Raw genomic sequence first — 2,243 nt, forward strand, 5'->3', positions numbered from 1 at the left:
ATCCGCTGGAACTCCACGACATCGCGCAGGTACCCGCTGCGGTCGAAGTCAGCCGCCTGGAGCAGCTCGTCCAAGCCGTCCAGGAGGACGACCAGGACGGTGTCCGCCCGGTCGGACAGGTCCTGCCACCTCAGTCGTTCATTGCTCGTGATGTCCAGGGCTTGCTGGATCTGCTGGGAGACCGACACGCCCGCCTGCACGCTGCGCAGCGGCACGCGGACCACGGTGTACTCCTCGGCAGGCAGCCGGGCCGCGAGGACCTTCGTGAGCATGGACTTGCCCGCGCCGGGGGGCCCCAGCAGCAGCATGGGCAGCGTCGTGGCGTCGGCCGAGGTGAAGTGCGCGGCGAGCATCAGTTCCAGGTTCCGCGCGAGTGGCTGCTTCTCCCACCAGTGGTCATCCGCCGGGCGACCGCTCTTGTCGTAAGCGACCATGCGGTAGTGCGGGGTGACGAAAGCCCGTTCGATCGTGGGGAACGTGACGTCGGTTTCGTAGCGCTCGGTGTCGCTCGGCACGATGGGTTTGGCGACCACTCCAGCATTCGCCTTCCGCAGTCCTTCCCGGTGCTTGTCGACTGCGGCGGCACGGTTGGAGAGCAGCCCGAGCAGCGAGTGGGCCTGGGCGAGCGCCCTTCCGTGTGTGTCGAGCACGGCCCGGAATTCGGAGTTGAGCCGTTCGATGCGCACCCTGGTGGCGGCGTGCTCGCCCAGGACGGCCCAGAACACGAACTCCGGAGCAGTGGCAGCCAGCGCGAGGTAGTGCGACTGGTAGCGGTCCAGGACCAGCTCCCGGAACTCCTCGTCGAACACCCGGACAGTGCTTTCACCGCCAACAAGACCGTTGAAGAAGTGGCCCGTCTCCTCCGCCCTCGTGTCGACCCAGCGGGCCAGGTGCTCCAGGTTCTCCTGGAACCCACGTGATGGCGACGGGGCAGGGATCTCCGACCGGTCGAGGGAATCGTGGCAGTCCTGGGTGTCCCCCATGGCGAGCTGCCACTTTTCCACCTCGGTGACGGCCAGCTCGCGCACCCGCTGAGGGCCGAGGCGTTCCTCCAGCACCTCGAAGAAGGCAGCAGCCACGATGGTGCTGTGCGCGGCGATGATCAGGTCGCGTCGCTCCACGCCCCTGGTCGCCGCCACCCGGCCCGACAACTTCCCCACCAGCTCGCGCAACAGCCTGGTGGCCTCGTTCTTCTGGTCGACCCAGCCCCACAGCGCGGCGAACAGCACCGTCGCCCCGCCGTCGACCAGGGACACGACGCCCGAGGCGAGGATCGCCCCGCCTAACGCCTTGTCCAGCCTCTCGACCGCCTTGCTCTCGTGCTCGCCGAGGATGCGCAGCGCACCGGCGAACGTGAGGGCAGGCTTGCGGGGCATCGGCGACTCCGGGATCAGCGGCGGGCTTCACCTGTGCATCGGGATGCGGCCGGACGCGTTAGCCACCCCGCCCCTCCTCCGCGATCGTCTCGATCAACGCCCTGATCCGGAACGGCATCTCCTCGCTCAACGAGATCGCCGTGTTGGTCCGCACCACCCCCGGCACGGTCAGAAAACTGCTGGTGATCCGGTGCAGATCGGCCGTGTCCCGCGCCACCACCTTCACCAGCAGGTCCGCCTCCCCCGTCGTGGAGTGCATCTCCACCACCTCCGGGAACCCCCGCAGCGCGTCGTTCACCCTCCGCGCCGTGCTCTGGCTCAGCGCGATCGACACGAACGCCACCAGCGGACGCCCCAGTGCCGCCGGGTCGACGCGGCGGCTGAACTCCCCGATCACCCCGGACCGCTGCATCCGCTGCAGCCGGGCGTGCAGGGTGTTCCGCGCGATGCCCAGCCGTTGGGCCAGCGCGAGGCTGGTCGCGTCGGGCTGCTCGTCCAGGGCGAGCAGGATCCGGGCGTCGAGGCTGTCCACGCTGCGCATTGTGGCACCTGAATCGAGTCAGACGAGTCAAGTTGCGCAGTGCGCGGGGGCGGTGTTGTGCGAATGCCAGGTCACTAGTCATTCTTTGCCCCGTGACAACGATCGAATCGGCTCCCCTCGCACCACAAGTGCAGCAGGCGCCGCCGAAGCACAGCACCGCGGAGAACGTCGCGGGCATCGTGATCGGGGCTTTCGTGGCCTCGCTGGGTCTGTTCCTGCTCAAGTCCGCCGGGGTGGTGACGGGTGGCACGGCCGGGCTGGTGCTGCTGGTCGGGCACCTCGTCGACTGGCCGTTCGCGGTGCTGTTCACCCTGCTGAACGCCCCG

At 68.6% G+C, this 2,243-nt stretch carries 2 protein-coding genes and 1 pseudogene; 1 reads left to right on the forward strand and 2 read right to left on the reverse strand.

The features are described from left to right. Window positions 1-1,376: NACHT N-terminal helical domain 7-containing protein (locus ACTUAL_RS19840; RefSeq protein WP_440901297.1), on the reverse strand; the 1,376-nt coding region annotated here is incomplete at its 3' end. A 58-nt stretch (window positions 1,377-1,434) separates the two neighbouring features. Further along, window positions 1,435-1,917 (reverse strand): Lrp/AsnC family transcriptional regulator, encoded by a 483-nt coding sequence (locus ACTUAL_RS19845; RefSeq protein WP_440901298.1) that lies wholly within the window; start codon window positions 1,915-1,917, stop codon window positions 1,435-1,437. Window positions 1,918-2,009: 92 nt separating this feature from the next. Here ACTUAL_RS19845 and ACTUAL_RS19850 point away from each other — a divergent pair. Then, window positions 2,010-2,243, forward strand: a pseudogene (locus ACTUAL_RS19850) (hypothetical protein); the annotation flags it as partial.

The organism is Actinosynnema sp. (assembly GCF_052038725.1).